We start from the raw sequence: 26,227 nt of genomic DNA, 5'->3' as shown, positions 1-26,227 counted from the left end.
ATGGCAATTCGTGAACGTAATAAATTAAAAAGCTGGTTCCAAACCGGTAATTACCCTACGCAAGATCAGTTCTGGGATTGGATTGACAGCTTTGTACATAAATCGGAAGACAAGCTGGACATTGATAATATAAACGGCCTGCGCAGCCTTGTGGATAATAAGGCAGACCTGGAGGCATTTCTTATCCTGTACCAGCAGGTGCAGGATCTGGTGGGGGCCAGTTCAAAGATAGTACGGATGGATGTGTTGACAGCATTATCCGATACAGACCTGAACACACAGTACCCGAACGCGCTACCAGGTTTCCAGGTGATCTGTCCTGCTATCACAGGAGGTGGAGAGTTGTATGAAAAGTTTGACCAGACCAGCAACAAATGGTTCCGGTTATACATGACAAAAGGCATAGTGAATAATCCTGGTAAGATCGCCAGCGTAGACATAGACTGTTTTGTTTAATTGATCCCCTTAAATGATATGAAATGAATATAGAATTAAAGAAGATAACCTGGGAAGGTGGAAATGCAGCGTCAATGCCACAGCTGATGACGCTGCATGTAAGGAGGACCAGTGACCCTGATGAGGAAGCCAGCTATACCACTATTACAGAAAATCTACAAGTGCATACAGATGGCACTATATTAAATCCGCCAACGATCAATGATCTGGACGCATCTGAAAACTATACCTTCAGGTTCATAAACAATGATCCTGCCGGAGGAGAATTTGACATTGATTATACAACGCCTCAAACGTTTAAGCTTGTTGCACCAGACGCAGTATATTATCCGGAGTCGGAGTTGACATATGTTGGCGCGGGCTTCAGGGATCAGATGTTGCCTCCTAAATCAGGTTTTTATTACAGCCTGCAGTATACCACCAAAGATTGGTTTGATTCCGACAAGGAGATAAGGCCGGTCGGCGGCGCGACGTGGCAAAGAAAGGATGATCAGGGAGGCCATTACGTTTCCTATGAATATGGCGTATTGGAGGTAATGACTGATAGTGCGTTCGAGCATGCCATGAAAACACAGTATGCGTTAGGCGTACATTTTTACGTAGCTGCTGAAGATCTTCCCACAGCAGGGGAGTGGCCGCTGTTATCGTATAAAGTACCCAGCTGGGAGTATGGTGTATATGTATATGTTAACTGTGCAACAAAGAAGGTACACTGGCGGCAGGCAAGTGAGACCGTTACGCAGGAGATCATCAGTACCAGCACGATCAACACCGGGGCATGGAACCAGGTACTTGTTTTCCGGGACAGCAATATCGCTGCGTCACGGATGTGGCTGAATGCCTCTAATGCTTTCACAGGGGCATTTACTGAGAACAGTGTGTACCAGGGACGCCCTGATTTCCTGACCGTGGGAACAATGAACGGTATTTTCAGCAGGGTTTATTTTACTTCCATTACAGTAGATAATACGATTGCTGAGAAGTATCAGCATCCGCCATATCCTGTTGGTATATTGGAGGCCCGCTACGAGCCGGAGAACAGATATACTATCCCGGCGAAGTACCTGGTGGCAATAGATAATAAGCAGGTTGTTTTCACACTGCCTGCCGACGTACCGCTTGACCGCAGGGTGTTTTATCTTGAGACCAGTGCTGGCAGAAGTGCTCCGGTGGAGGTAAATATCTCCGCTGTACAGAAAGCGAATTCCCCCGTAACCGTTCATTTTGATCCCAACAGCGAGGAGTACAGCGATGACTTCAAACAGATATTTAATCCAATGGCAAAAGGTTGGGGTGGCATTAATGGTGAAGAAAGCGCCAGTGGCGGCGTAGCGCCAACACACGTTTATTTCCAGGACAACCTGCTGGTGCTTGAAGCACATGGAGACCAGTACAACGGCCGTTCACAGGGGTTTACAGAATCGGGCGAGCCTAAACGTCATGATGCACCGGGAGATCCCTCCCTGGGGGATCCCTGGACCACAAGGGTAGGCGCCGCACTGATCTCCAGAGATTATTATGGTTATGGCCGTTATGTGATGGAAGTAAAATTGCCCCGTAATATGGGCGTTGCGCCTGCACTATGGACATCGCATTATGTAAAGGCCCGTATACAGGATCCGCGCTATGATACAATGGTGGCCCAGGGTTTAACCCCCGCCGGTAACCGGGATGGAGATATGTGGGTAGTAGCTTATGACCAGGTAAGTATGGAAATGCCTTGCAGTAACGCGATGTATGTTTATTCCACTGTTGAGGAAATGCTCTCCTACGCTTATTATGCTAAATGGACCGGTGAACTGGTGGCTGTGGCGGACGACCCAAGCCCTGAGAATATTGGCACCTGGCGGCTGGATGATACCGCAGCGCCGTCATTATTGACAAGCTGGACAAAGATCAGTAACGAGGTGCAGTATATAGCTGAGCCTAGTAAAGACTTTATTCGTTGTAACGCCGGGATAGGCGAGACGGGCCCAGGCAATGGTATTAATTACGAGGGTTATCCTTCCGAAGATGAATATTTTGCTATGCAGACATCCGCTGGAAAAGATCTGTGGGATGGGGCGTTTCATGAGTTCAGGTTTGATTGGTATGCGGACAGAGTAGAGTATTATGTGGATGGACAATTGATCCAGGTAAACAGGCGCTTTGTTCCGGATGCAGCCAGCAGGTGGGCTGTTGGCCTTTGGTTCCCATCCCCCGCAAATGAAGACCTTCCATGGCGCGTGGATCCCTTTGGTGTTTACGGCGCATGGGCAGGTGCAGCAGCCGACTGGAAATACCAGAAGTTATTCATCAGGCGGCTTGCGCATACACCTTTCACAGATGCAGAAGCCGGCGGTACCAACCGCCTGGTGGGTGAGACCTATCCTTTCCAGGGGTGTAGCGGTTATGAACAGCCTCTTCCCGGGTGAGATATTATAGGAACATAGTTGTAGTGTATATGTGAGCAGGGGCGGGGACGGCATCAGATAAAGCCGTCTCCGCCTTTTTTCCTGCATTGCCTTCATCATTACAATTATTAACACTTATTGTGTCGGCGCTTTCACGCCGTACAGCGTCGCATAAAAATGAAAAAAGGGTGCCCTTTTACTGTTGGCACCCTCGTCACTAAATTTTAGAACTTGCCATTATCGTTCTTCCATTGGTCTTTGCCTGGTATTTCTTCAATCGTATCCCAATGTTCTGCTATTTTACCATGCTCTACCCTGAAAAGATCATAGAATGATGAATGCCTGCCGCCAAGATGTCCTTCACTTACAACCAGCACAAAATTGCCTTCACCAAGTACTTTGTGAATTTTGTCGTATTTCATGGTGATGCCCTGCTTTGCCATTTCGCCTAATGCTGCGCCCAGGCCTGACAGCTGGTCGGGTATCAGTGGATTGTGCTGGATATAATTGTCGCCGTCGAAATATCCGGCCAGTTTTTCCATTTTATTCTTTACAAGAATATCTTCCACAAAGTTTTTAACCACTTGCTTGTTGGCTACTGTCTTGTCCAGATCTTTTATTGCTGTTGTGCCGTCTGTCATGGTGTGTCCGCTGGGATTAGCTGTAGCTGGCTTCTCCTGCAGGTTGTCCCAATGCTCTACAATTTTTCCATTCTCAAAACGGAAGATGTCGAACCCGATCTTGGGACCAAAGAAGTTGTAATCGGTGTGTGCAAACACATAATCGCCGTCCTGGAATACGCGTATTGTATTCACCTTTGCGGAGTGGGGCGGCAATTGCTGCAGCAGTTTTCCGAAACCAGCCAATCCGTCCGATACGCCCAGGTTATGCTGAATATATTTGTTGGGATTGATGACAGCAACGGGCTCACTTGCTCCTGTCTCAATAGCTTTTAAAAGTGCTGCAACTTGTTCTTTTTTCTCCATATAGTCAGATTTTTTAGCGTAAATAAATAGTGATGGTATTAGCAGCGCAGTTGCCGCCAGATAAATGATGGATTTGAGTTTCATTTCAGTTTCATTTTGACACAACGAAGGTCTTTCAATTCCCGGGCGTGGGAAAGGTCAAAATGGGAATATGTATGATACTTTTGGGAACAGGGAGGATGAGTGGCCTGTGGAACGCAGGCTGCGCCCGCCACTCATGGATGTATGATGGAGATACGGGCATCAGTGACTTTCGCGGAACTCTATCGGGGTCTTTTCTGCATGTTTTTTAAAGAACTTAATAAAATTGGTGGGCTCTTCGAAGCCCAGTTCGTAGCCTATTTCCTTGATGGAATGAAGCGTATGGGCAAGCAGGCGTTTGGCTTCGAGCATTACGCGTTCATCTATCATTTCCTTCGGTGTTTTGCCAAGTGTTTTTGTTGTGGCATTTGTAAGCCGCTTTTCGGAAACGTTTATCTGACCGGCATAGCCACGAACGGAACGCAGGCTTTTATATTGATGATTCAGCAGGTCTTTAAATAGTGTGGTATAGTCGAGATCAGCCCCTTTTTTTATTTCGTGATGCCCTAAACGTCTATATGCACGTTCGCAGCGTAAGAGGAGGGTATGTAGCAGGTTCTGAAGGATGTCGTATGTATAAGTATCTTCTTTTTCTGTAAGTTCTTTTTCAATTTCGGTGAAACAATCGATGATGGCATTTGACCTCGCAGCAACCTTAAAGGTGGCGGTGTCGAAGAAGTCATTGAAGAGAATGGAATTTTTAATGAACTGGAGATCCTCGTTCGATTTGGCAAAAAAGTTATCTGTAAATAACAGCACTCTACCTGTTACTTTCCGGCTTTTCTGGAAGGTTTGTACCTGGTGCTTGTTTACAAACAGCAAGGTATTATTCATGGGGTGGATAGGTTTAAAATCGACCATATGTACCTGTGGCGCTTGTTGAAACCAGAAGATGTGATAAAAATCAGCGCGATGTGGCTCGCTTAGAATATCCCGGTGTTCGGTGTACAATTTCTTTAAAGGCTGGACCTCTATTTCGTGGCGAAAGCCGGCTTTAAATCTGTAGGACTTTATATCTGTTGCCATAATGAAAGAAATATACCAGGCGTTTAAATAGCATACTGCGGTGATGGGCCGGCGTTGATATGCGGTCTGCATCCGGGGCAGTGACTGATTTTAGTGTAAATAGGGGGAAAAGTAAGAAAAATGGCTAAAAAGCGCAAAGATAATCAGCCACTGCCGGCGCTGCCGCATTCGGTCCATGACTATCGAATTCGAAATTAGCATGCGTATAGTCGGTCTTCAGCGGATATTTTTCTTTATTCATAGCGACGGCGAAAATACATTTTTGATATAAACAAATGCTGTTCATTTCATTCATTTTATTCTGCAGTTGTCATGATTATTCGTTATTGTTTTTCTACATCAATGCCTTTAATAAAGTGGCTTTTTTTGTTGCTTGATCCCGTCTTCATACCGCTTTAATACCGCTAATCTTACGTTAAAGTTACGTTCAGGAACGTAAGATTAACGTAAGATTAGCGGTATTAAAGCGGTGTCAAACCGGTATTTGTTTTAGTACTGTCCCAGTACAGAAAAACTTTACAGTTTTGTGCGGAGCTTCAGGATTGACTTTACAGTTGTTATTGTAAATTCATTATTTGCTTTACAGATGTGCAAATTAAGTTTTACACAGCTATTTTAAAACCAGGCTTTGTCATGCTGAAAATTGGGCTTTATCCTGTATTGCGCTTCGGCAGAGGTTCGGTGGAGGTTCGCCCGAGGTAGCCTCATCCTCCCTTAATCTTCCGTTCTCGAACGGAAGATTAAGGGAGGATGAGGCTACCTCGGGCGAACCTGTGCTATATCTCAGTGCAAGGTACTTTCGGAATGCATTTAATGAGAGAAAAAATGCGTATTTCCCGTATATGTTATGTCCGGTATTCTCGTTAGTTTTGTGATGTAATCAACGAGGTAAGTACGCCAGGCATGCTTATTTTGCTGGTATCTTTGAGAACAATCCGCGGATAACGCGTCTGAATAAATTAGCGTTTCATTACTGAGCCAGGTACTGTAGTTGCTCCTGTGCTGCTGAGCGGAATACGCCCGGAGATATTCCAATCACCTTTCTGAATAGGCGGTTAAAGTATTTTTTTCATATTGTTTTAACTTTTGACAAAGGTCGCTCAACAAGAGGCGTGGGTGGTTAACATATCACGGTTTTACGTGGATGATTCACAGATTTTTCTGTAAATTAAGTTTACGTAAACCCAGATACAATGACAAAACGCGAAATAACTTTTGTTTGCATCACAGTGCTGATAATGTGTATCCCATTGGCCATTATTGCGCATAAGGACCGTCAGCCGCCTTTATCTTCCGCTATATACGACTGGAATGATATCAAGGTCGAACCCACCAAAACGGGAGAAAAAAGACAGTTCCTGCAGGCACCTACGCCAACCCTGGACGAGCTGGAACTGCATGTAACCACCTTAAATCCCGGAGAGGCGCCACATCCGCCACATCAGCATCCTGATGAAGAACTGATCATTGTGAAGGAAGGGATAGTTGAATCGACGGCAAACGGTATCACAAAACGTGTTGGTCCGGGCTCCGTTATTTTCCAGGCATCTAATCAGCTGCATGGTATCAGGAATGTGGGTAACACCAGAGCAGTGTACCATGTTATAAAATGGAAGACGGAAAAGACGCCTAAGGCAACAGGGAAATAATTACCTGGCCCCGAATATTACAAGCATTGTCATTCCTGCGTTGTTCGTTGCACCTCAGAGCTTTTCCTGCTAAAATGCCAGCCCGGAAAAGCCAATCTTCGAAAATCTCCCCCTTTTTTTTAATTTTGGTTGAATGGGGGTCTTAATACATGCCAATGACAGCGCGCTGATCGTCATGCTGCAGGCGGGCGATAAAGCTGCGTTCACAGAACTTTACAACAGGTATAAGAAACCCCTGATCATCCACGCCTATAAGAAGATCGGCGAACCTGAAGATGCGAAGGAGATTGTACAGGAGGTGTTTTCCACCCTCTGGAGCCAAAGGGAGCAGCTTCCGTCCATTCAGCAGGTATCGGCCTATTTATATGCGATGGTCCGTAATAAGGTCCTGAATTACATTGAGCACAAGCAGGTGGAGGCCCGGTATGCACTTAATTTTCAAAACTTTATGGATGAAGGGCTGAATACGTCCGATATCCGGCTCCGGGAAAAGGAATTACAACAACTGATCGATAAGGAAATTGCCGCGCTCCCACCCAAAATGCGGGAGGTATTTGTCTTGAGCCGGAAGGAACATCTAAGCCATAAAGAGATTGCCGAGCGGCTTAATATATCTGAATTTACCGTGAAGAACCATATCAAAGGCGCATTAAAGATCCTGCGTTTGAAGATTGGGTTATGTACTCTGATAGCCCTGCATTATTTTTTTTAAAAATTTTCATTTCCACTAGCCCTTCCCCCTTTTTGTACTGTCATACATTATATGGGAGTATCATTTAAAGAGCTGCTACATAAATATAACGCCGGAGAATGCACTCCGGAGGAGAGAGCGATCATTGAATCGTGGTATGACCAGCTGGAATTACCTGGTCTGAAGGCATTGACGGAGGAGCAGTTGCTTGAAACAGAACTACTTATCCCTCTTTTACCAGCCAAACAGCGGAACCGCCGGCCATGGATATCTGTGGCCGCGGCTGTAGCTGTACTGGTGATGGCTGGGGGATACTTTGTATATCATTCCGGAAATACCCGGAAACATCAGCCAATAGTAGCAATAAAGGATGATGCCCTCCCGGGATCTAGTAAGGCCGTGCTTACACTGGCCAATGGCCGGCGCATTATACTGGAAGATGCCAGGGAAGGAGAGCTGGCGCAGCAGGGGAATGTCACTATCCAAAAGAAGGCAGATGGCGAGCTGCATTATAGCGGTGCAGAGATGCCGGATGAAGAGGGCGCCCCCATGATCAATACCGTAAGTACGCCCCGTGGGGGACAACATCAGCTGGTGCTGGCAGATGGCACCAGGGTATGGTTAAATGCAGCCAGCTCTGTCACCTACCCGGTCACTTTCAATGGTGCGGAACGTGAAGTAACAATTACCGGCGAAGCCTATTTTGAAGTGGCGCAACATGCTGGTCAGCCATTCAGGGTGGTTTGTAAGGGACAAAGGATAGATGTACTGGGCACGCAATTTAACGTAAATGCTTATCCGGATGAGCCGGTGATCAAAACTACATTATTACAGGGCGCCGTTCGCGTAACGGCCGATGGTGGGGAAAGCGCCGTATTAAAGCCGGGACAGCAGGCTGTTTTGAATAGCGGTCAACAGGTGAAGCTGCATACAGTGGATCCCGCAGTGGCTATTGACTGGAAAGAGGGGGATTTTATATTTAAGAATGAGACCCTGCCCGATATTATGCGCAAGGTGTCCAGGTGGTATGATGTAGACGTGGATTATGGGCATTACAGCCATAGTACGCTGACCTTTAGCGGTGAGATATCCCGGTCCCGGAACCTGTCTGTAGTGCTGAAAATGCTGGAAAGCACCGCGGCGGTAAAATTTACTGTGAGGAATAACCACATTACTTTAGCTGACAAATAAGATCGTAATTCAGGGACCAACCATACATTATTTTATCAACCAACACATTAAATACTATGACGATAATGCAATAATTCACCTACGCCTTTATGGAGGGCTATGGCATTAAATGAATAACCGGAAGCGGTGGAACACTTCCGGTTAAGGATTTGTGCTTAGCTGCTGATACCGGTGTGGCCGGTCCCAGACTAAACATTATTCATTAAAATTTATTCGCGTTGCAGGCATCGCTTCGTGGGCAAGGCTGCTTTGCGAATTAACTCAACCAAAATTATGAATTTTTGTCCTGAAAAATCAGGCAGGTGGACAACCTGCGCATTAATGTCCTTGCGCATTATGAAATTGATCGTACTCATCCTTACTACAATCGGCATTGTACAGGCAAGTGCCTCCGGCTACGCACAAAGGGTCACGCTTAATATGGAGAAGACTCCCTTGTCGCAGGTCTTCAGGGAGATCAGGAAACAGACAGGATATGACTTCTTTTATACCGATGATATGCTAAGCTCCAGCAAACCGGTCACAGTTCATGTGAAAGATCTTGACCTGCCGGCAGCGCTTGGCAAATGCCTGGCAAATCAGCCGCTTACCTACAGCATTGAAAACAATATTATCCTGATCCATGCTAAACCTGCAATCACTGAGCCTGTGCCACCCCGGGTGGTCACAGGTCTGGTGACAGACGAGCACAGTAATTACCTGCCGGGTGTTACCGTAAAGGTGAAGGGAGATCTGCAGCGGGTAACCCTGACCAATGAAAAAGGAAATTTTACCATCGTCATTCCCGACGAGAAAGCCATCCTGCAGTTTTCTTCCGTGGGATTTGTGAGTCGCGAAGTACCTGTAAGTGGCGGTGCGGGGCCATTGAAGGTCGTTTTACGGGTGGACGTAGGAGATCTGGACCAGGTGCAGGTCATTGCATATGGATCGACGACTAAACGGTTTAATACAGGCGATGTAACCACTATTACGGCTAAAGATATTCAGAAGAACCCTGTCAACAATGTGTTGGAAGCCTTACAGGGCAAGATACCAGGTTTATTCATTCAGCAGGTGACCGGCCAGCCCGGCGGCGCTTTTTCCCTCCGCCTGAGGAATGCGGCCAACTTTAGCTCCACGGCGCCGCCTCCGCTGGTAGTGGTAGATGGTGTGACCTATCCGGGTGCGAAGCTGCCGATGGAAACCAATACGCTGTTTGGTACCGGCAACTTTTTGCAGGGAGGTAATGGCCTGAATTACATCAACCCAAATGATATTGAGAGTATCAGTGTACTGAAAGATGCAGATGCGACCTCGTTGTATGGTGCAGAAGGTGCTTATGGCGTTATCCTTATCACAACGAAAAAAGCGAAAGCCGGAACGCCTACATTGAATCTGAATATATATGACGGCGTTTCTATGTTGGGGCAGCATGTGAAGCCGATGAATACAGCGCAATACCTTATGCTGCGCCGGGAGGCCCTGAAAAATGATGGCGCCACTGTGGGTGACGGCGACCTGGATCTGAACGGAACGTATCCGCTGGACAGGGATAATGACTATCAAAAGCAGCTGTTGGGTAAAATGGCACAAACAGCCAATGTGAACCTTAGTTATGGCGGCGGTACACAAACCAGCAGTTACATGGTAAGCGGCAGTATCCGCAAGACCGGCAACATCCAGTTGCATAAAGGTTCAATGCTGGATGGTTCTCTGCATTTTTCCATCAATACCAATACAAAAGATAATAAATTCAGTTATGCCATATCAGGCACTTATCTTTCCAGTGTGAATAAGATGGTGCCGACAGACTTTTCAGCGCTGGCAGTAATGACACCACCGAATGCACCACCTCCTTTTCTGCCCGATGGAAGTGTGAACTGGGAAAATCCTGCCAGCGCAGTTGCGGCAGACATCAACCGTACCTATCGTAATGTAACCAACAATTTACTCGGCAACACAAACCTCAGCTACCGGCCTTTCAACCATGTTGCATTACGGGTGAACCTTGGTTACAGCAATATCAACGGACAGCAATTAATGGGATATCCTACTACCGCCATGGCGCCAACAAAGGTAGATGCTGCAGCCCAGACATATAGCAGCTTCCATCATTTTCAAACGCGGAATGTAACCCTTGAGCCTTATGCAGAGTATAACAATAACTTCTGGCAGAAAGGGGATTTCAGCTTTAAGGTGGGCGGCAAACTGGATAACAATCTCAGCACTGTCGATGAGATCTCAGGTACAGGCTTTGCTTCGGATGCTTTGCTCAGCAATCCTTCTGTAGCTACATTGGTGACAAGCTCCTACCGCCAGACGCCTTACCGGGATATTGGTATGTATGCTATCATGAAATTTATCTGGGACCAGAAATATATCATTAACCTCAATGGAAGGAGGGATGGCTCTACCCGTTTCGGGCCCGGTAAAAAATTCGGCACTTTCGGTTCTGTGGCCGCTGCCTGGATCTTCAGTGAAGAATCCTTTATCAAATACAACCTGCCGTTCCTGAGCTATGGAAAGCTCCGTGCCAGTACAGGTATTATAGGAGGAGACGCCGTAGGCGACTTTGCCTATCTGAGTAAATATACGGCGGGATCGGGTACCTATGCCGGCAGTACGACCCTTTATCCGGGCAGCCTGGCAAACCCTAATCTGAGCTGGGAACATAACAGGAATACGGAAGTGGGACTGGAACTGGGCTTCTTTAAAGACCGGGTACATGTGGAAGGAAACTATTACCGCAATATAGCTTCGAACCAATTGATCAATATACCATTGTCGACAGTAACAGGCTTCGGTTCCTTTCCTGTGAACACGGATGCAGTGATCCGTACCAGCGGATGGGAGATGAGCCTGAGCACGAACAATATCCGTAGAAAGGATTTTAACTGGACCACGCGGTTTAATATTTCTATTCCTGCCAGTAAGCTGGTGAAGCTGCCGACGTATCGGAACCTGGGGATGAACTATGTGCTTGATAAACCAGTTACCGGTATTAAACTGTTCAACTATGCCGGTGTAAATCCTGAAACCGGCTATTTCAGTTATGTCAACGCCAAAGGAGAAAAGGCGGACTACCAGGTCATGGAATTGGCGGATGAAGATAAAACCGAGTTTGTTGATCTGGCGCCTAAGTATTATGGAGGAATCGAGAACACGTTTACTTATAAACATCTGTCGTTAGATTTTTCTTTTGTTTTCACCAAGCGTACGGCGCTGAATGGACTGGCGCAGAACGGATTTGCAGTAGGCTTCTATGGGCTGAACGGGCCTACTTACTGGCTGGACCGCTGGCAAAAGCCCGGCGATGTTACTGACATTCCGCGCATGAGTGCCAGTTTAATGAACCTGATCAATTTTTCACAATTGTTTGTAAACAGTACCGGTGCTTATAGTGACGCGACCTATGCCAGGTTACAAAATGTGAGCATCCGGTATGGATTTACCGAAGCGATAGTCTCCAAATTACATGTGAAAGACCTTTCAGTATATGTACAGGCACAGAACCTCTTCACGATTTCAAATCTTGGAGGTCTTGATCCTGAAAACCTGAGCCTGTCGGTAATACCACCCATGAGAGTGATCACAGCGGGATTAAATGTATCGTTCTAATACTAACTAATTGAGATGAAAATGAAAATCAGCATCATAAAATTATTGGCCTTATCGCTGCTGTTCGCCAGTTGCAAAAAATACCTGGATAATGGTCAGCTGCCTGCAGGCACAATTGCCGGTTCAGACGCATATGTATCCGACAATTCAATATCAGCCATTGTAACGGGTTCTCTCGCGGCATTAAATGGTGATGGTCCCGGCGACTTCCCGCAGCTTACCAGTCTGTATGCAGACGAATTACTGACCATGCCGAATACATCGGCCAACAATAAGATCAAGATGTGTTATGCAGACGCTATTTCGCCCGCTACTGTGAATTTCTGGTCGCCTGCCTACAGCAAGATCTATGCATTGAACCTGGCAATAGAAGGGATCAATGCTACAAATGCCAGATTGTATTTCAAAAACCAGTGGTTAGGTGAATGTTACTTTCTACGGGCATTCAATTACTATTGTCTGACCAACTTGTATGGAGATGTGGCATTGGCCCTGAATTCCGATTTTAACATCACCAATAAGCTGTCGCGTGCACCACAGCATGATGTATACCAGCAGATCATCAGTGACCTGAAGATGGCTGCATCCTTGTTGTCAGCTGACTATAAAAACGGTTATGGCGCAGTTACTTCAGACAGGGCCCGTCCGAATCTTCGTGCAGTGCAGGCGCTGCTGGCAAAGATGTACCTGGCTACAAACGACTGGCAGCATGCGGCAGATATGGCAGATTCCGTGATAGAAGATAAGGCTACTTACAAGCTGGTACCGACCGCCGATGTGTTTTTGAAGAACAGCCAGGAAACCATCTGGTCATTGGCTACTATAAATGATGAAGTAACAGCGGAATATCAGCTCTATAACAAATCTATGCCGGCTACGGTGAGCGAAGACCCTGTTACTACCTACGGTGTACAGATACACTTAACTGCCGATATGCTGAACAGTTTTGAACCTGACGATGAACGATATGCTAACTGGGTAAGGGCTACAACTTATACGGGAGTAAGGCCTGCCGTTACCTATTATTTCCCTAACAAATACAGATCAGTGGCCAATGGCGCTGAACGATCCATGATCCTGCGACTGGCAGATATTTACCTGGTAAGAGCAGAGGCAAGGGTATGGTTAAAGCACCTGAATGGGGCGCAGGAAGATATTAATGTAATAAGGAGCCGAGCGGGCTTACTAAATACTACTGCTTCCAATGAGACAGACCTGTTGGCTGCTGTTGCACAGGAACGCAGGGTGGAGCTCTTCACTGAAATGGGAAACCGCTTTTTTGACCTGAGGCGCACGGGCAAGCTGGAAGCCGCCATAGTTGCTTCAAAAGGGAATGGTGTATGGGCTGCCTACAAGCAATTCTGGCCAATATCACCTTCGGAAATTACCTATAATCCTAACCTTACTCAAACTTCCGGATACTAAACGATGAGAAAAATTATTATCGCGGGCCTGGGACTTTTATTTGCAGGTCCTGCAGTTGCGCAAAAACATTATACGATACAAGGTCAGCTCAGCAAGGTGCAAATGCCGGCAAAAGCATACCTGATCTATTCGATGGGCTGGACGAACGAGCAGATATTGGATTCTGCAGCGTTATCGGGAGGCAGGTTCACCTTCAAGGGGCCGATCACAGATCCGCAGAAGGTAAGTATTATGATCGGGGAAAGCCAGGATGCGATCACTTTTTACCTGGAACCCGGCGTGATCAGTATTAAGGGAACCAACTCACTAAAGCAGGCAATAGTGAAGGGAGGGAAGATCAATACGCAGAATGCTGCTTATTACAAGGAGGTAATGGCATCGGGCGATGTGCTTTTTGCACAGCTGGACGAACGTTACAGGAAAGCGCTTACCACGCAGCCGGTTGACAGTGCATATCTGCTTACGCTGTATGACAAGGCAAAGCAGCTGTTGAAGCAGCGTGATTCTTTGAAATATGCTTACATCCTGCGCCATCCTGAGTCGTATATAAGTCTTGAGACGCTGTTAGAGCTGGCAAGCGAGCTCCCTGTTACACAAACCGCGCAGTTATTTAAACAGTTGTTGCCCGAAGTCAGGAACACTGAGGCAGGAAAGAAACTGGGGAATGAACTGTTTGATACTGGTCCGACTTCAATCGGAGCTATGGCGCCTGATTTTACGGAAAATGATGTGAACGGAAAGCCGGTCCGTTTGTCCGATTTCAGGGGGAAGTATGTGCTGTTGGATTTCTGGGCATCGTGGTGTGGGCCCTGCCGGGCGGAGAACCCCAATGTTGTCAGGGTATATGAGAAGTATAAGGACCGCAATTTCACGGTGCTCGGTGTATCCTTAGACCAGGCAAGTAAAAAAGATGCCTGGCTGGCGGCGATACAACATGACGGGTTGACCTGGACGCAGGTTTCTGATCTGAGTTACTGGAATAACGCAGCTGCTAAACTGTATAATATACGGGCAATCCCTCAAAACTTCCTGATTGATCCTTCGGGAAAGATAGTGGGTAAGAACCTGAGAGGAGAGGCCCTGGAAAGTGAATTAGCCAGGTTGATCCATTAGTTGTTGGTTGGAGGCTGTATTCTGGTAATACAGCCTCTTTTATAAGAGCATTATGTCCTAACAAAAATGTCTCACGGAGCGGGGCATTCCCGCTTTTCCTGCCATTCAAAATTCCCTATTCTCTTAGCGATCAACCAACGATTATGCTCGCGGACATATTCATCCTGGTAAGTAGCCCCGATGGTGGTCTGTATTTTTTTTCCGTTCTCTGTGCTGACCAGTACTACCAGGCAGTAAACCTTTCCGGTGGCCATATCGCCATTGATAGTTACCTGCTGCTGACCATTTAGATGGTAAGCGGTCTCGAAGTTCTTAAGAAAACCTTCCAGCTTTTCTTCCATCTCTTTTCTGCCATTCAGCTGTAAGATTGACACGCCTCCGGCAAAAGTCTCTGACCATGTATTTTCAGAAAATAGCTGTGCCATGGCGTGTATATCCTTTTTATCTGCCAGAATGGAAACCTTATCTACCAGGTCTTTGAGTAAAACCCTGTCTGCTAATTCTTTGATGTCCATGTTTGCTTTATTAATGGTGTTTAACGAAAGAACACGCCCAGGGGGCGCGCTCTTCGACGCTTTTATGACTACGCCACAGTAAGTACGATCTTACCCTGTATATGCCCACGGGCGGCACGTTCATGTGCCTTATGAGCCTCTGCAAGGGGGAACGTACTATCAATGGCTACGCGAATGATCCCTGCATTGAGCAAGCGTCCGAGTTCTTCGAGCTGTGAACCGTCTGAGCGGACCTGCGTCATTGATACTGTGATGCCTCGTTTCGCAGCCTCTTCCGCATCTGAGAAGCCCAGGAACACCGGGAACAATGCGCCGCCCGACTTGAGCGTGCGTAGGAAACGACCGGTGGTAGGACCGCCAAGGGTGTCGACAACGAGGTCCAGATCCTGCACCACGTCTTCCGGGGCAGTCTTTTTGTAGTCGATGAACTCGTCGGCACCGATGCCACGGAGGAATGACTCATGTTTGCCTGAGGCTACGGCTATGACATGTGCTCCTTTCCATTTCGCCAGCTGCAGTGCGAAGTGTCCTACACCTCCGGCAGCACCATTGACCAGTACCTTTTTACCATTTAGCGGTACCGGGCGATGCGCCTCTGCCTGAAGCGGATTCTGTACCTCATGCCCCAGTTCGATCAGGAACTGCCATGCTGTGAGTGCTGCCATTGGCACTGCTGCGGCCTGCACGTGACCGATGTTGGCCGGTTTATGTGCCAGGTCTGATGCGGGTGCTGTTACGTACTCAGCATAAGCAGCACTTACGCCAAAGCTGGGAAAGCGGATCATACCAAAAACTTCATCGCCAACAGCAAAACCCTGCACATCGGGGGCTACCGCTTCTACTACGCCCGATACGTCAGATCCTGGAATAACCGGCATAGATAGTTTCGGCTGCCATTCCGGGGGAAGGTCCTTATATCCTTCGCGCAGGTACCAGTCCGGCGGATTGATACCTACCGCGTGCACACGAATGAGCACTTCACCCGCTTTCAGTTCGGGACGCGGCGCGTCCTCGTAACGTAATACTTCAGGACCACCAAATTCGTGCAGGCGGACGGCCTTCATCATGGGAATACTTTCAATCTTATCTACATTGTTTTCAACCTGTTTCATTTTATTATGCTATTTATATTGTCGTTTTTAAAATCGAAAAGATGCAGGCATGTAGCGCCCTGACAGGCGACACTATGAAGTGCCGTGCTCAATTCGTTTCCTTAAAAAGTTTATCAGATATACGAGGTATAGGGATGGAGGATACCGGTCAATATTCCTGATGCGGGAATATTGGTTATAGTTGCTTCAGCGGACCACTTAAACAGGTGTTGTACTGCCTGCAATGACAGCGCAAGCGCTGTTTTTAGCGGTCAGTTAAAAGACTTCCTGAAATCTGTCGGAGAAAGATTAGTGTATCGCTTAAATAGTTTATTAAAAGACTGTGGATGCTCAAACCCCAGTTGATATGCTACTTCTGCAACCGTTAGCCGGGTAGTGCTTAAGACCACCTTCGCCTCTTCAATTAAGCGGTCATGTATATGCTGCTGAGCGCTTTGCCCGGTCAGGGTCTTGAGCATATCTGTCAGGTATCTCGGCGATAGCTGAAGGTGCGTGGCCACGTCCTGTACGGTTGGTATGCCTCCCTGCTTGTCCGCAAAGCGGGCTGACAGGTAAGTATCCATCTGGCTGATCACATCATGATGAATTGCCTTGCGTGTCAGGAATTGCCGGTTGTAAAAGCGATTGCTATAGTTGAGCAGCAGTTCGATCTGGGAAACCAGTACGTCCTGGCTGAAAGCATCTATATTGTTCTCCAGTTCGGCGGCAATGTTCTCAAACAAGCCGGCGATGATATTCTTCTCTTTTTCAGAAAGGAATAATGCCTCATTTACCGCATATGAGAAGAAACCATATTGCTGAATATTCTTTCCCAGCTGGTAATTCCGGATCAGATCGGCATGGAAGAACAGGTTATAACCCTGATAGCAGTTCTGATCCCTGGACATCGTTATCAGCTGGTTAGGCGCTAAAAAGGCGAGTCCGCCTTCTTCAAAATCATAATAGTCCTGCCCGTATTTTACCTGGCCTCTGAAATTCTTCTTAAAAGTAATTTTATAAAAATTGATCAGGAAGCTATGCACGTCCTCGCTGGGGCCGCCTTTGTGCTTATCATAGTTTACCAAGGCCACCAGCGGATGCAGCGGTTCCGGCATATTTATCGCTCTCATCAGCTCAGAGATGCTTTTATAGATGACAGGAGGCGGTGTCGCTTTCATGAATCAGGCTTTATAAATTATAAATCTCTTCGATATCTGATTTACCGGGCCTTTTCCCAGCTTCTATGGCGGTACCTGGTAGCACTTCGTCTTAATATCGTTTTCCAGTACAAAGATCAGTAAAGTCGGCTATCTAAACTTAGCCTGATTTGTAAAATGTGTAGTCTAAATCCCCAGTATACAAAAAAGTAAATTTCGTTATATATTGTGTTGTTTTAACACCAATAACAAAGAAATTAAGGATTCATTCCGGCGTAACTTAATACACGTGCCTATGAACATGCAATTATTAAAGATCGTAAACGGCCCAAAACCAGAAACCGCGCTCGCATTAGTTGTTCAGGATAACGGCGGTCTCGATACTCCGGGTCAGTTATTACTGTACAATTTTTCCGGTGCAAAGCCCGAATCAACCTTGCTTTTCTATAACAGCGACAGCATCTATGATGTCTGGGTGTCTTCCACCGGCGATATCTGGTTATGTAGTTCCTATGGAAATATCTATACAACTGCCAATGTCCAGTTTCCTGAAAGTGCTTTTAAATCACCCTACGACCTGGATGAAGCTGACATCCGGAATAGTGGGCTTGAATGGAAGATGTACTGTCTTGACGCCGTTCAGAATGCGACTTCGATCTGGTCGCCGGACGGTGTTAACGTTTTTGTAGGGACGTATTCAGGACATGTTTACCAGTGGGACGGGCAAACCTGGACAAAACAGGAAACACCGGTCAGTCAGAACGAGGGAAAATATATTACTCATTTTGCGGGTTCTTCTGCAAGTGACGTTTACGCAATTGGTTCATTTTCCCGGGAACTGCTGTATTATGATGGAAAGGCCTGGCGCCGTACAGCATACGATGAAAATAAACAAGGGCCGATGATAGCAGAAGGGATTGCCCGCACCCCTGATGGGGACTATTACCTGGCCTGTGAGGAGGGAAGAGTCTGGAAAACAAGGGACGGCCAACATTTTGACCTGGCGGTAGCAGATCCGGAGCTGGATTTTGCAGGTTTGACCTATGCGCATGATCAGATCATTCTGGCTGCCGGTGAGAAAGGCGTATATGCGATTAAAGGAGGCCAGCTTGTGAATATCCGTAACACGTTCCCTGCCCAGACAGTAGCGGGAGGGGGAAACCAGGCTGTTTTCGTCCGGCCTGCAAAGGAAGATGATGAGAAGATCACGCTATCCTATGCAATATATTCGGCTTCAGAAACCAGGCCCTGGTATGGGTATTCCATTCATTTTGATAAGTAGCAGATAACGCCTTAACAACCTGCATTATAACGATGCAGGTTACTTTTTTTGCCTGCCGGATACACTTTTTCTTATTCTGCTTAATGATGATTGCGTTATGCCTAAATAGGAAGCTACATAAGATAGCGGTATGCTGTTGGCCAGTGTAGGAAAATTATTTAAATACATCAGGTAGCGTTCCGTTGCGTCCTCTGTCATCATCGGGCTGATCCTGTTTACTTTCTCTGCCATGGCCTTAGCAGTTATTTTAGCAACAATGGCATCCCAACCTATAATGGTCAGTGATAGTTCTTCCATGGCGGTCTTTGACAGTACAAAGTATTCGCAATCCGTGATAGCCTGTATATATTCGGTGGAAGGGATGCCCTGGTTGTAACTGTTTACATCTGCTACAAAGTTGTTTTCGCCAATGAAATATTTGGTGATCTCATCGCCTTTATTGTTGTAATAACAGACCCGCATAATTCCGGCTGTCAGGAAAATAACCTCGCGGGGAATTCTACCGGCTTCGTGATAGTATGCATCTTTGGGAGTTGTTTTTAGTACAGTTTTACTTTTTATCAGCGCTATCTGCTGCGGGTTTAAATGCCCAAACTGCAATAAATAATTGATAAGTTGTTCCATTGATATGCTATTTCATTTGGCTCATCAGGATCTTGTCAAACATTTTGTCTGATAATATTTTCCTAAGATACAGCATTGGCTTTGCCATAGCACCTCCAATATACCTTGTTTTTGGATGTTTTGCTTCAATTCCTTTTTTGATAAGCCTGGCGATCACGATTGGTTCGACGGCGCGCTTTTCCATGTCTGTATACATCTTCTTAATGCCATTCGCCAATCCTTTGTAAACTGTATCCCCTGAGGTGCGTTGTAAGGCCTCGGATCCGATTGTTGTCATTTCAGACTTTGTACCGCCTGGTTCTATTACAATCACGTCAATTCCAAATTGTCTTACCTCGTTGCGTAGTGAATCGCTCAGTCCCTCTATAGCAAATTTACTTGCATGGTACCATACGCCCATTGGTAAGCCGACTTTACCGCCAACAGAGGAGAGATTGATGATTTTTCCGTACCTGTTTTCGCGCATTTTAGGCAATGCCAGTTGTATCAATCGTGCTGCCCCAAACAAGTTTACTTCCAGCTGATTCCTGGCCTCGGTGATAGGTACGTCTTCAAGCGCGCCATATGAGCCCGATCCGGCATTGTTGATTAAAACATCTATGCTTCCTGCTTCTTTTAGTACCTGCTCTATAGCTGCGCTAATGCTCTCGTCTTTGGATACATCCAGTGTAATCGGTTTGACACCAAATGTTTTCAGTGCCTGTATCCTTTCTGTTCGCCGGGCGGCTCCATAAACATTATAGCCGTTTTGCGCCAGATAGATCGCTGTAGCCTTACCAATTCCCGATGACGCACCTGTTACCAAAACTGTTTTTGCCATTCTTTTTGTTTTTATAAGTTAAGGAATGGTGCGAAGGTACTTTTGACAAAACTGGTATCATTTGCCAAATGGCAAATAATGGGGGGCAATGGATATTATGGTGCTAGTCATGAATGGCTTAATATTTTTCCAGAGAAGCAAGGCGTGAAGGCTAAATCGTATCCCGGTAGTTACAGCTCATATCTTTAGGTCGATGTATTGTCTTGTAAATCAATTATTTAATAGTTGTTTTTTGATAAAATCGGCGATTTGAAGTAACTTGAACCTAATATGATCGCATTTTTTCAAAAAATAACAGATGTATTAGATGAGTCAAATATTCCTTATATGCTTTCTGGCAGTGTGGCGATGAGTATTTACATTGTACCAAGAGCGACAAGAGATTTTGATTTTGTTGTTCATCTTGAAGAGAGGGATATTGATCGCTTCATTCAACATTTTCAGGAAGGTTATTACTGTGACCGTGATGCTATAAAGGATGCCGTAAAGAGACGAAGTATGTTTAACATTATTGATCATGCGTCTGGATTTAAAGCGGATTTTGTTGTGTTAAAGGAGGAAGCCTTTCGACAGGAAGAGTTTAACAGGAGGAAAAGAGTAGATTTTTTTAATAAAACTGTTTATGTAGTATCTCCGGAGGACTTGCTGCTTTCAAAGCTTATCTGGATACAGGACTTTCAATCAGCCCAACAAATGGAAGATATCAAAAATCTCACAGAAATTGATCAGTTGGATTGGCCATATATCGCCAAATGGATTGAACAGCTAAGATTAAAATCATTTAATTTATTACAACATGAATGATACACCTCAGCCAATAAAAGACTTACAACTAAAAATATGGCTTTCGAAATCACCAGGAGATAGGCTTAAACAGTTTATGGAAGACAATGCTTCCCTTTTTTTGTTTTGGCAAATGGCTCAAAATTCGAACAATAAAATGCCGGCGTCCAGACCTGATACCCAATCTCTTGGTGTATCGCAATAGACTTTATATGGACAGAGAAGAGTAAACCATTATAAGCTCTTCAATTTAAACATATCTCGAAAAGCCTTCAGATCGAATGATTTGAAGGCTTTTTGTTTTCTCCAGGGTAACCTGGATACCAGATCTATGGATATCTGTTGAACTAATGTTATGGAAATATAAACGATAACGCATTTAACATTTATAGGATTATCTTTTAATTTTGAGGCAGGTAATCGACATAAGCGATTGAAGATGGTTGAGGTGCCGGATTAAATAAATAAGTTATCGTACATGACATGGCAAAGAAGAAAAAAACACTTCCCAAAGACTTTGAAGACTTGTTAGACAAGGGAACTCTTCAGCAACTTAAAGAGATATTTGATAAATGTGAACCCGACGCCCGTGGAGGATATAGTAAACAGACTGCCCTGGCATATGATAAGTGCCCTCATGAATTGGCAAAATGGTTAGTTGAGCAGGGAGCGGATCTGCAAGCTACCGATACCTGGGGAAATACACCACTTCATAGCCGGTCCCGTAGCATATATGGTAATATAAAGAGTTTATTGGAATTAGGGGCAGACGTAAATAATAAAAGCAGTTCCATTGGTACTCCTCTGCATGCAGCAGCAGATTCTCATAATGTTGAAAATACGATGCTGTTACTGGCACATGGTGCGCAAATGGATGCATTAAATTCAGGCGGCTTTACACCATTGGAGCAGGCTCTTAGAACCTGCAATAATATAGACATAGTCAGAACAGCAAAACTGTCCGGAATATACCTGGATGCCGGCGTGCAAGTTACCGCAAGAATGAGGGAGTTTATAGTTGAAATTGGTAAGCGGTTCGAGTTTCACAGAGCCGGTTTCAATAAAGAGTCCGTCGAAGAAGTAAGTAATGCATTGCAGGAAATTTACAGCATGTTTGGTGTTGAACCGGTGGCAAAACGGGTTTTGCATGATGGACGATCTCCGATAACGACGAATGCAAAAAACTGGCAGGAACAGCATCAGGAGCTTTGGGAACTCCTGGTCCCATCAAGTGGGGCGGCTGAAACTATTCAGGGGGAAGTAATCAGAATTACCGGGCGAATCGCCCATGAACTGGAAGGTAATGGAGGAATAAACTGGGATGAGGATTTTAAGGGGATGGCTGACGCGTTTTTGTCATTTGTAGGGGAGGGCAAACAACTTCCAGCTGCTGAACTAAAAGAAGCAGAAGAGATCGTTAAGGCAGTGAAACGAAAATCAGGCGATACAACCCGAATGTGTGAACTTGGCGTAAAATGGGTCCTTGGGAACCCTTCGCCGTTAAGACTTCCGGCTGTCAAGTATAAACGATGAGGGAATAAAGAGGGGTGAAATACAATTTGTTTAACAGCTGAAAAGCGGTCGCAAAGAAACCGCTTTTCAGTTGCCCGGATATACAACCATTTATCCTTAAATACTGCGGACAGTGCCCGCATCAACGCGCAGCAGCGCGCCACTGACGTAATCTGCATAAGGACTGGCAAGGTAAACTACTGCGGCAGCAACTTCTTCCTGTCTTCCAAAACGATTGGCATCATTGGGCACTAGCTCTTTTACTGCATTACGCTCCATTTCTTCAATATCAGTTCCCCAGCCTTTCTGCGGCGCTGCCTGGCGGAGCCACTGCTCAACGCCCGGGTTCATGATGGCGCCGGGTGCTACTACGTTCGATGTAATACCGGTCCCGCTCAATTGCCTTGCCAGTGATACGCTCATGTTATGACGCGCAGCCAGGCTGGCGTTGTAATGTGGCAGATCGCTTATTGGTTGTAAACCGAGGCCGCCGCCGATATTAATGACTCTTCCCCAGCCCTGTAATTTCATTGTAGGGACTATCCGCTGGATCATGCGTACGTAAGAGATCACGTTCACATTATATACGTCCAGCCAGTCCTGACAGGAAGTATTTGACCACGAAGTGTGTGCATAAAAGCCGGCATTGTTTACCAGTATGTCTACCGGCCCACCTGCCAATGCCTGGTTGGCTACCTGATCTGCCCCTTCATCAGTGGAGAGATCGCCCAGCACCGCTTCTGCCTTGCCTCCGCTTTCAATAATCCGCTGTACTATGGCATTAGTCCTGTTTTCATTACGTCCATGTACGATCAGATGTGCACCCTCATTTGCCAGCATTAGGGCAATAGCTTCTCCCAGGCCGGCGCTGGAACCTGTTACCAGCGCACGCTTGCCCGCTAATTTGTAATCCATGATGTTTATTTTAGTAAAATTTGAATACTATGGTAGCCACCGGTAGGAAGGGGAGGTCCCAAAGATCTTTTTATATGCAGAAGAAAAATGTGACAAGTCCTCAAATCCAAGATCCAGATAGATCTCGGATGCTGTTTTACCTTTTTGGGTGATCAGGTAATTAGCTTCTTCCAGTCGTCTCTTTGTAAGCCAGCGGCCGGCAGTGGTGTTAAACGCTCTTTTGAAATCCCTTTTAAAAGTCGATAAGCTACGTCCGGTCAGGTAGGCCATCCGGTCTAGTCCCACATTGTACCGGTAGTGTGTGTTCATGAAGGCAACAAGATCTATTTTACCAGGCACACTAAAATCAAACAGGGCCTGCCCGACCAGCGGATTTGTTTGTAGTAAAAGCAATACCAGCTCTTTGGCTTTCAATGAAACAAGTGCTTCCTCATAAATTCCTGATCCGTTTGAGTAAGGCGTCAGGCTGTTTACATAGCTTTCCAGGGAGGAATAGGGCTTGAGCAGTTCCACCTCTTTTCCCTGGTAGGGGCTTTTATGATGATTTCCATATAAAGCCGCCATTTCCCGGAGTGTACCCTGATCGATGTGTACTGCTATTGATTTAAACCCTTGCGGGGCAGGGCGTTTCACATACTTGGTCAGCTGGTTTCTTCTGAAGAATCGATAATCGCCGGCTTTGAAAGCATAAGTTTGATTACCGGACCATATCTCCTGTGTACCGGATATGATATAGCTAAATATGTGATCCGTCACAAATGCTTCTCCTTCGATAAAATCACTGCCATAATTATTGAAGAGAATAATTGGTTTTTGCAGACTTCTTATGTCACCGGTATTAAGCATCGCTCTGTATTTACAATACAAAGTTCGCCAAACCAATGTTTGTGGGCTTGTTTTAAAAGGTCAATCTGGTTTGCTTAAAGGGTCAGCATTGCCGGGCAATCTGCTATGGTATAAACTCCTTCCTGATACCCAGTTTTTTCATTCTTGATTTTAATGTAGAAGGAGGAATATTTAAAATTTCAGCCGCTGCTCCAGCGCCCCAGATCCTCCCGTTACATTTTTTCAGGATTGAAATGATGTAATCCCGTTCATTCTCGTGAATGGTCTTTATATACGAGTCTTCAATGCCTGCGTCTGGTTTTTTGGGCGCAGCTGGTAGTTGAATGTCTTCTATCACACTTCCCCTGGTAAGCAACACGCTCCTTTCTATCAAATGCTCCAATTCGCGGATATTGCCCGGCCAGTCATATGCCATCATGCTTTTCAGGACATTGTCTGAAATACCGCTGATCTTTTTCCCGGATTTGTGATTGTAATGGTTCATAAAGTGATAGGCCAGTGCGGGCAGATCTTCCTTGCGTTCACGTAAGGGGGGGATCCGGATGGGGAAAACATTCAGACGATAGTAGAGGTCAAGCCGAAAACGCCCTTCCGCTACTTCTTTTTCGAGGTTCTTATTCGTTGCTGCAATAATTCTTACGTCGATCTTTAGTGTATTTCTGCCGCCTATTCTTTCTATTTCCTTTTCCTGCAATACCCGCAATAATTTTACCTGCAGTTCAAGCGGCATTTCTCCGATTTCATCCAGTAAGATAGTGCCGGTGTCAGCTTTTTCAAACTTCCCGATACGTTTGTCAAGCGCACCTGTAAAGGCGCCTTTCTCATGACCGAATAGTTCAGATTCAATTAAGGTTGGGGGCAGTGCGGCACAATTTACTTTTACAAATGGTTTATTTTTCCTGGTAGATAAATTATGTATTGCGTCCGCAATTTTTTCTTTCCCGGTTCCGCTTTCCCCAAGCAATAGCACAGAGGTATCTGAATAAGCCACCTGGCCTATTAGATCCATTACATTCAGCAGTGCCGGGCTTTTCCCAATAATAGTTCCGAAGTCCGGACTTATGCCGGCTGTTTTAGCCGGGGCAAGCATATCGAACTCTGGATGTATGGACAATGCAGATCTTTTTTCATTTGGAGAGATGCTGTTCATAACAGCGATCAAGGGTTGTTGCAGGCGGAAAAGCATGTCGAGATGTTCAGCACTATAGCCTTCTTCCGAACGACGGAAGAAGCTGAGTGAAAACATATAGCTGTCCGAGGTTAAAAATGGCAGCACAATGTTGGAAGAAAAACCAAATACTTTTGCAAGCATGGCTTTCATAGGATGAACGGGTAACAGGTTTTTAAACTCATCACCGTTATACCACCCTGCCGTATTATCAATAGGGTTATGCTCGAGCAGGCGTTTAATGTCTTCTATCGGCCTTGCGGATATATTTGAGAGACTGTTAATGTCAATTGTCTGGTATTCACTAAATCCTGATCTTCTGAACATAAAACCACTGTAATGCCTGCTTTCCAGGGGTTTGAAATATACGCACATACAATCGAAAGGTATATGCTTTTGAAGTGCTTTGGCCGTTTCAATAACTTTGGTATTCCAGTTGCCTCCTTCTTTCTCGATATTAAACAGGTCGTTTCGTAGTTGTTTTTCTCTTTGCCATTTCGATTCCTGGTTGTGTTTGTGCCGGTAGTGCGCAATTTCAAGTGCAATAAGCAGGTCTTTCTCCCTGAATGGCTTTACTAGAAAGCCATATGGCTCGGTAGTTTTAGCGGCGTTCAGTACCTCTTCATTTGAATTAGCAGACAGATAAACGAATGGAATGTTGTCGGCAGATAGTTGTTTGGCCAGATCAATACCTGTTTGCTTGCCTTTCAGGAAAATGTCGACCAGCACAAAATCGGGCTTTTCAGTTTTTATGATCTGCTCTGCCTGGGGAACTGAGCGTGCGATGCCTGCAATGGTATAGCCTGCCTGCGTGAGCATAAGCTGTAGATAGTCAGCTTCTACAAACTGGTCTTCCACAATTAGTATTTTCTCTTTCATATAGAATAAGTTGTCTTTTAAATGCTT

Annotated in this window: 21 protein-coding genes; 11 read left to right on the top strand and 10 right to left on the bottom strand. The window is 45.8% G+C overall.

The features are described from left to right. Window positions 1-456, top strand: coding sequence for a hypothetical protein (locus MYF79_RS24545; RefSeq protein ID WP_247810468.1), 456 nt, complete (start codon window positions 1-3; stop codon window positions 454-456). Window positions 457-479: 23 nt separating this feature from the next. Beyond that, on the top strand, window positions 480-2,870 hold the full coding sequence (locus MYF79_RS24540; protein WP_247810467.1) for a family 16 glycosylhydrolase: 2,391 nt from the start codon (window positions 480-482) through the stop codon (window positions 2,868-2,870). Between the two features lie 203 nt (window positions 2,871-3,073). On the opposite strand, the gene MYF79_RS24535 is transcribed toward MYF79_RS24540, so the two are convergent. Together MYF79_RS24535 and MYF79_RS24530 are read right to left on the bottom strand one after the other, a co-directional pair. Beyond that, a complete protein-coding gene (locus tag MYF79_RS24535; RefSeq protein WP_247810466.1) occupies window positions 3,074-3,919 on the bottom strand; it encodes a nuclear transport factor 2 family protein in 846 nt (281 codons plus the stop codon). Between the two features lie 159 nt (window positions 3,920-4,078). Continuing rightward, window positions 4,079-4,942, bottom strand: coding sequence for a helix-turn-helix domain-containing protein (locus tag MYF79_RS24530; protein ID WP_247810465.1), 864 nt, complete (start codon window positions 4,940-4,942; stop codon window positions 4,079-4,081). Window positions 4,943-6,135: 1,193 nt separating this feature from the next. Between MYF79_RS24530 and MYF79_RS24525 the strand changes: the two genes are divergently transcribed. From MYF79_RS24525 to MYF79_RS24500, 6 genes are all read left to right on the top strand, one after another. Further along, window positions 6,136-6,591, top strand: a complete 456-nt coding sequence (locus tag MYF79_RS24525; protein WP_247810464.1) for a cupin domain-containing protein — start codon at window positions 6,136-6,138, stop codon at window positions 6,589-6,591. Window positions 6,592-6,724: 133 nt separating this feature from the next. Next, a complete protein-coding gene (locus MYF79_RS24520; protein ID WP_247810463.1) occupies window positions 6,725-7,303 on the top strand; it encodes an RNA polymerase sigma-70 factor in 579 nt (192 codons plus the stop codon). Window positions 7,304-7,354: 51 nt separating this feature from the next. Then, window positions 7,355-8,473, top strand: coding sequence for a FecR family protein (locus tag MYF79_RS24515; RefSeq protein WP_247810462.1), 1,119 nt, complete (start codon window positions 7,355-7,357; stop codon window positions 8,471-8,473). A gap of 336 nt (window positions 8,474-8,809) precedes the next feature. Next, a complete protein-coding gene (locus MYF79_RS24510) occupies window positions 8,810-12,070 on the top strand; it encodes a SusC/RagA family TonB-linked outer membrane protein (RefSeq protein ID WP_247810461.1) in 3,261 nt (1,086 codons plus the stop codon). Window positions 12,071-12,085: 15 nt separating this feature from the next. Further along, complete coding sequence (locus MYF79_RS24505; protein ID WP_247810460.1) at window positions 12,086-13,495, top strand: RagB/SusD family nutrient uptake outer membrane protein; 1,410 nt, start codon at window positions 12,086-12,088, stop codon at window positions 13,493-13,495. Window positions 13,496-13,498: 3 nt separating this feature from the next. Beyond that, on the top strand, window positions 13,499-14,608 hold the full coding sequence (locus tag MYF79_RS24500; RefSeq protein ID WP_247810459.1) for a TlpA disulfide reductase family protein: 1,110 nt from the start codon (window positions 13,499-13,501) through the stop codon (window positions 14,606-14,608). A gap of 71 nt (window positions 14,609-14,679) precedes the next feature. Here the strand turns inward: MYF79_RS24500 and MYF79_RS24495 are convergent, their stop codons facing one another. The 3 genes from MYF79_RS24495 to MYF79_RS24485 all read right to left on the bottom strand — a co-directional run bounded on the left by MYF79_RS24495 (window position 14,680) and on the right by MYF79_RS24485 (window position 17,392). Next, window positions 14,680-15,123: a nuclear transport factor 2 family protein gene (locus MYF79_RS24495; RefSeq protein ID WP_247810458.1), complete on the bottom strand. Its 444-nt coding sequence runs from the start codon at window positions 15,121-15,123 to the stop codon at window positions 14,680-14,682. 68 nt (window positions 15,124-15,191) lie between these two features. After that, window positions 15,192-16,235, bottom strand: coding sequence for an NADP-dependent oxidoreductase (locus tag MYF79_RS24490; RefSeq protein WP_247810457.1), 1,044 nt, complete (start codon window positions 16,233-16,235; stop codon window positions 15,192-15,194). Between the two features lie 251 nt (window positions 16,236-16,486). Continuing rightward, window positions 16,487-17,392, bottom strand: coding sequence for a helix-turn-helix domain-containing protein (locus MYF79_RS24485; protein WP_247810456.1), 906 nt, complete (start codon window positions 17,390-17,392; stop codon window positions 16,487-16,489). Between the two features lie 274 nt (window positions 17,393-17,666). Between MYF79_RS24485 and MYF79_RS24480 the strand changes: the two genes are divergently transcribed. Next, window positions 17,667-18,653: a hypothetical protein gene (locus MYF79_RS24480; protein WP_247810455.1), complete on the top strand. Its 987-nt coding sequence runs from the start codon at window positions 17,667-17,669 to the stop codon at window positions 18,651-18,653. Window positions 18,654-18,692: 39 nt separating this feature from the next. On the opposite strand, the gene MYF79_RS24475 is transcribed toward MYF79_RS24480, so the two are convergent. Both MYF79_RS24475 and MYF79_RS24470 read right to left on the bottom strand, forming a co-directional pair. Further along, window positions 18,693-19,277: a Crp/Fnr family transcriptional regulator gene (locus MYF79_RS24475; protein WP_247810454.1), complete on the bottom strand. Its 585-nt coding sequence runs from the start codon at window positions 19,275-19,277 to the stop codon at window positions 18,693-18,695. A 7-nt stretch (window positions 19,278-19,284) separates the two neighbouring features. Then, complete coding sequence (locus MYF79_RS24470; protein WP_247810453.1) at window positions 19,285-20,097, bottom strand: oxidoreductase; 813 nt, start codon at window positions 20,095-20,097, stop codon at window positions 19,285-19,287. A gap of 270 nt (window positions 20,098-20,367) precedes the next feature. Here MYF79_RS24470 and MYF79_RS24465 point away from each other — a divergent pair, with 270 nt between their 5' ends. Together MYF79_RS24465 and MYF79_RS24460 are read left to right on the top strand one after the other, a co-directional pair. After that, window positions 20,368-20,901: a DUF6036 family nucleotidyltransferase gene (locus MYF79_RS24465; protein WP_247810452.1), complete on the top strand. Its 534-nt coding sequence runs from the start codon at window positions 20,368-20,370 to the stop codon at window positions 20,899-20,901. Window positions 20,902-21,363: 462 nt separating this feature from the next. Then, the gene (locus MYF79_RS24460) at window positions 21,364-22,413 is read left to right on the top strand and encodes an ankyrin repeat domain-containing protein (protein WP_247810451.1); all 1,050 of its coding nucleotides are present in this window, start codon (window positions 21,364-21,366) and stop codon (window positions 22,411-22,413) included. A 96-nt stretch (window positions 22,414-22,509) separates the two neighbouring features. On the opposite strand, the gene MYF79_RS24455 is transcribed toward MYF79_RS24460, so the two are convergent. The 3 genes from MYF79_RS24455 to MYF79_RS24445 form a co-directional block, all read right to left on the bottom strand. Further along, window positions 22,510-23,307 carry an SDR family NAD(P)-dependent oxidoreductase gene (locus tag MYF79_RS24455; RefSeq protein WP_247810450.1) on the bottom strand — a complete coding sequence of 266 codons (798 nt, stop codon included), beginning with the start codon at window positions 23,305-23,307 and terminating at the stop codon, window positions 22,510-22,512. A 27-nt stretch (window positions 23,308-23,334) separates the two neighbouring features. Next, entirely contained in the window at window positions 23,335-24,153 is an 819-nt protein-coding gene (locus tag MYF79_RS24450; RefSeq protein WP_247810449.1) for a helix-turn-helix domain-containing protein, read from the bottom strand. A 103-nt stretch (window positions 24,154-24,256) separates the two neighbouring features. After that, entirely contained in the window at window positions 24,257-26,200 is a 1,944-nt protein-coding gene (locus MYF79_RS24445; RefSeq protein ID WP_247810448.1) for a sigma 54-interacting response regulator, read from the bottom strand. Between the last annotated feature and the right edge of the window lie 27 nt (window positions 26,201-26,227).

This window comes from Chitinophaga filiformis, from assembly GCF_023100805.1.
Lineage (GTDB): Bacteria > Bacteroidota > Bacteroidia > Chitinophagales > Chitinophagaceae > Chitinophaga > Chitinophaga filiformis_B.
This window is presented reverse-complemented; position numbering and strand designations above follow the sequence as displayed.